Source organism: Pinirhizobacter sp. (assembly GCF_035317885.1).
GTDB lineage: Bacteria > Pseudomonadota > Gammaproteobacteria > Xanthomonadales > Rhodanobacteraceae > Pinirhizobacter.
Genome location: NZ_DATHFX010000492.1, coordinates 1 through 3,717, shown reverse-complemented (window position 1 = coordinate 3,717; position 3,717 = coordinate 1). Strand labels below are relative to the sequence as shown.

General features: G+C 66.8%; 2 protein-coding genes. Both read right to left on the bottom strand.

All coding sequences use genetic code 11. From position 1 onward, the window contains the following. Window positions 1-97 precede the first annotated feature (97 nt). Complete coding sequence (locus VK519_RS16190) at window positions 98-268, bottom strand: hypothetical protein (protein WP_324351447.1); 171 nt, start codon at window positions 266-268, stop codon at window positions 98-100. Between the two features lie 82 nt (window positions 269-350). Then, window positions 351-3,717: GH36-type glycosyl hydrolase domain-containing protein (locus VK519_RS16185; RefSeq protein ID WP_414692766.1), on the bottom strand; the 3,367-nt coding region annotated here is incomplete at its 5' end.

The following is a 3,717-nucleotide window of genomic DNA, read 5'->3' as shown; positions in this document are numbered from 1 at the left end:
ATCGGTCGCGCTAGGCCGGCTAACTCATCGCCTGGTCTTGGGAGTCCGGCCATGGAGTCACGCACGATGGCGGACTCCCTCTGGCTGAAGCGCTTCGCTAGTGCTTGGCCGGGAGCTTCTTCGCCTTGGTGGCTGGGTTGTGCTTCACCACCACCGACTTATCCGGCGCCACATGGGGGTTATGCGCTGCCGCCACGTTGTATGCCTCGGTGCATTCCCGACGCGAGGTGGGCTTTCCGGTGGTGGGTGGCTCGACGGGCTTGCTCATTTCGTGCGGCCAGGGATGGCGCGATTGCCAGGGTGCGGGTCAAGATTGCGCGTCGGCGTGTTGTCGCCGTGTCCATGAGATGCTACGGCCGTACGGCGGCGCTCCCCGCGTAGACCACCTCCACGCCATAGGTGCCGGCGGGATCACCAAGCACGATGCGTCCGCCGGGCTGCTCCAGCCCATCGCGTAGCACGCTGGGCGCTTCACCCGGACCCGCCTTGCGCAAGGTCACCTGGTAAATGGCCTCGTGCTGGCGATACGTGACCTCGAAGCCCGCCCAGGAGGCCGGCACCACCGGGTGGAATTCCAATGCTCCGTCCACCAGCTGCACGCCAAGCAGCGATTCCACCACCAGGCGATACATCCAGCCCGCGGAGCCTGTGTACCAGCTCCAGCCGCCGCGGCCGACGTGGGGTGGCACGGCGTAAATGTCGGCAGTCACTACGTAGGGCTCCACCTTGTAGATGTCGGTGCTTGCGGCATCGCCAACGTGGCTGCCAGGCTGGATCATCCGCAGCAGCTCCCACGCGCGCTCAGCGTCGCCCAGTTCGGCGAAAGCCATCACCGCCCAGATCGCCGCATGGGTGTATTGGCCGCCGTTCTCGCGCACGCCAGGGACGTACCCGCGAATATAGCCAGGGTCCATGGGGGTACGGTCGAAGGGGGGATCGAGCAGCTGGATCAGGCCAGCATCGGCGCGCACCAAGTGCTCGTCGAGCGATGCCATGGCCTGCTGCCGGCGTCCGTCCCCGGCCATGCCGGACAGTACCGACCAGCTTTGTGCAATGGAATCGATGCGGCATTCCTCGTTGGCCGACGAACCCAGCGGCGTGCCGTCGTCGAACCAGGCGCGGCGGTACCACGCCCCGTCCCACGCCTCGCGCTCAACGGCTTCGCGGAGGTTCGCCACGTGCACCGCGCATGCCTGGGCGAAGGCATCGTCGCCACGGCGGTGGGCGACCCGGGCGAATTCCTTCATGACGAAACCGGCAAAAAAGCCCAGCCACACGCTTTCGCCCCGGCCCTTCTCGCCCACGCGGTTCATGCCGTCGTTCCAGTCGCCGCTGCCTATCAGTGGCAGCCCGTGCGCGCCGCGCGCCAGGCCGTGTTCGATGGCGCGCACGCAGTGCCGGTAAAGTGGCTCGCGCAGCATCGAGGCTTGTGGCAGGTCGTAATAGGACTCTTCGCCCGGCAATAGCGCGCGTCCTTCGATATAACCCACCGGCTCATCCAGCACGGCCAGGTCGCCGGTAGCCAGCACATAGCGTGCGGTGGCCAGGGGAAGCCAGAGGTAGTCATCCGAACATTGCGTGCGCACACCGCGGTCCAGCGGCGGATGCCACCAATGTTGCACGTCGCCTTCGGGGAATTGATGGGCAGCGCACAACAAGAGCTGCGCGCGCAGCAAGGATGGCGCCGCATGCACCATGGCCATGGCGTCCTGCAGCTGGTCGCGGTAGCCCATGGCGCCGCCCGATTGGTAATAGCCGCTGCGTGCCCACAAGCGGCAGGCGATGGCCTGGTACATCAGCCAGCGGTTGGCAAGCAGGTCCACGCCGGCCTCGGGTGTTCGCACCTGCACCGCGCCGAGCAGGGCATCCCACTGTGCGTGCACCCGCAGCAGTTCGTCGGCGGCCGCGCCATTGCGGCGGAAGCGATGGACAAGCGCGGAAGCGGCGGCCTCGTCGCGGCCCAGCCCCATGCGGAACACCACCTCACGCTTCTCGCCCGGCTCCAGGGCGATGTCGAGCTGGATCGCGGCGCACGGATCCAGGCCCGCACCCACCCGCGATGACCATTGCGCCCGGCTGAGCGCCGCGGGTGCCGCCATGCTGCCGTTGCGCCCCAGGAATTCGGCACGGTCGCCGCCGATCCGGCGCCTGGGATCCTCTACGTCGAAGAAGGCCACGCGGCCGGGGAATTCCGTGTTGTAGGCATTGCGGGCGAAGATCGCCCCGCTGGCTGGGTCGGTGGACGTGACCACTTGCATGGCGGTTTTCTCGCGCACGTCACCAAGCACCCACTCCACGTAGCCGGTGGCCGACAGGCGGCGCGCCCGGGTGGACTGGTTGTGCAGCTTCAGCACCAGGAATTTTATCGCTGCATCGGTGGCCACGTAAGTCCACAGTTCGCTGCGGATGCCTCGCTCGACATGCTCGAACACGCTGTAGCCCGCGCCGTGGCGGGTGATGTAGCGTCCCTCGCCCCGGCGCGGCATCGGCGTCGGCGACCATACATGGTCGATCTCGTCGTCGCGCAGGTACATCGCTTCGCCGCACAGGTCCTCCACCGGGTCGTTGCCCCACGGCGTGAGGCGGAGCTCATGGGCGTTTTCGGCCCACGTATAGGCACTGCCGCTTTCAGACACCACGGTGCCGAACTGGTCGTTGGCGATCACGTTGCACCACGGTGCCGGCGTCGGCGTGCCTTCATCGAGCACCACGACGTATTCCCGGCCGTCGGCGCTGAATCCGCCAAAGGGATTGGGCTGCCGAAGGTCCAACGGGGCAGGCGGCTCGGTGGATTCCAGGCCGGGAGCCGATACCCTGGACAGGCGCGTCGGACGTGGGGCGCTGTCGCCGGTCGCCCGCGAATCGGCTACGTGGCGGTCGATCTGCTCAGCCAGGCTACCGCGCGCATCGTTGACGATGATGCGCGCGCTGGCCATGGTGACCTGGCGATCCTCCGGCGAGAGTTGTTGCGTGCCACGCACGAAGATGCCGCCGGGACGATCAAGCAGGCTCGCCTCGCTGCCGGAGGTGATCAGGCCCATGATCAGGTCCTGCAACTCCTGCCGGTAACCGGCACGATCCTCGTTCCAGATCACCAGGTCCACGGCCAGTCCCTTCAGGCGCCAGTAGGCATGGGCCTGCACCAGTTGCCGCGCCAGATCGATCCGCAATGGTTCGGAGATCTGCAACAGCACGATGGGCAGGTCGCCCGAGATGGCCTGCCCCCACAGTCCGGATTGCCCGCGCCGGTTGCTGGCGATGATCGCGGGATCCGCGCGAAGCGTGGCGTTGGGATAGATGATCGAGGTTGCCATGTGCTCGTACAGCTGAGCTTGCGCCAGCGTGGCATTGAGCTGGCGCAGCAGCACCTGGGCATGGGTCCAGGCCAGGTCGAATACACGATCGGCCAGATGCCGGTCGCGGTATTTCCCGATCAGGCCGATGCAACCTTCGCGGGTGTCGGCGATGCCGGTGACAAAATCCAGCGTGGCCGACTGTTCGGGTTCCAACACGATCCGGCAGCGGATGGCGACGATCGGGTCGAGCACGGATCCGGCGCATCCGGACAGCGTGGAGACGTCGCCATCGAGCGCGCGCGGCCGTGATGCATCGCGCCCGCGCCCGAGAAAACGGGCCCGGTCGGTTTCGTAGGACACTTCCTGTACGTGCGCATCGTGTACTGCCAGCAAGTGACACATCCACGGCGTGGCTTCGTCA

Bases quoted from the DNA above. Each gene is read 5' to 3' on its own strand.
- VK519_RS16190 (WP_324351447.1), bottom strand. From the start codon at position 268: ATGAGCAAGCCCGTCGAGCCACCCACCACCGGAAAGCCCACCTCGCGT.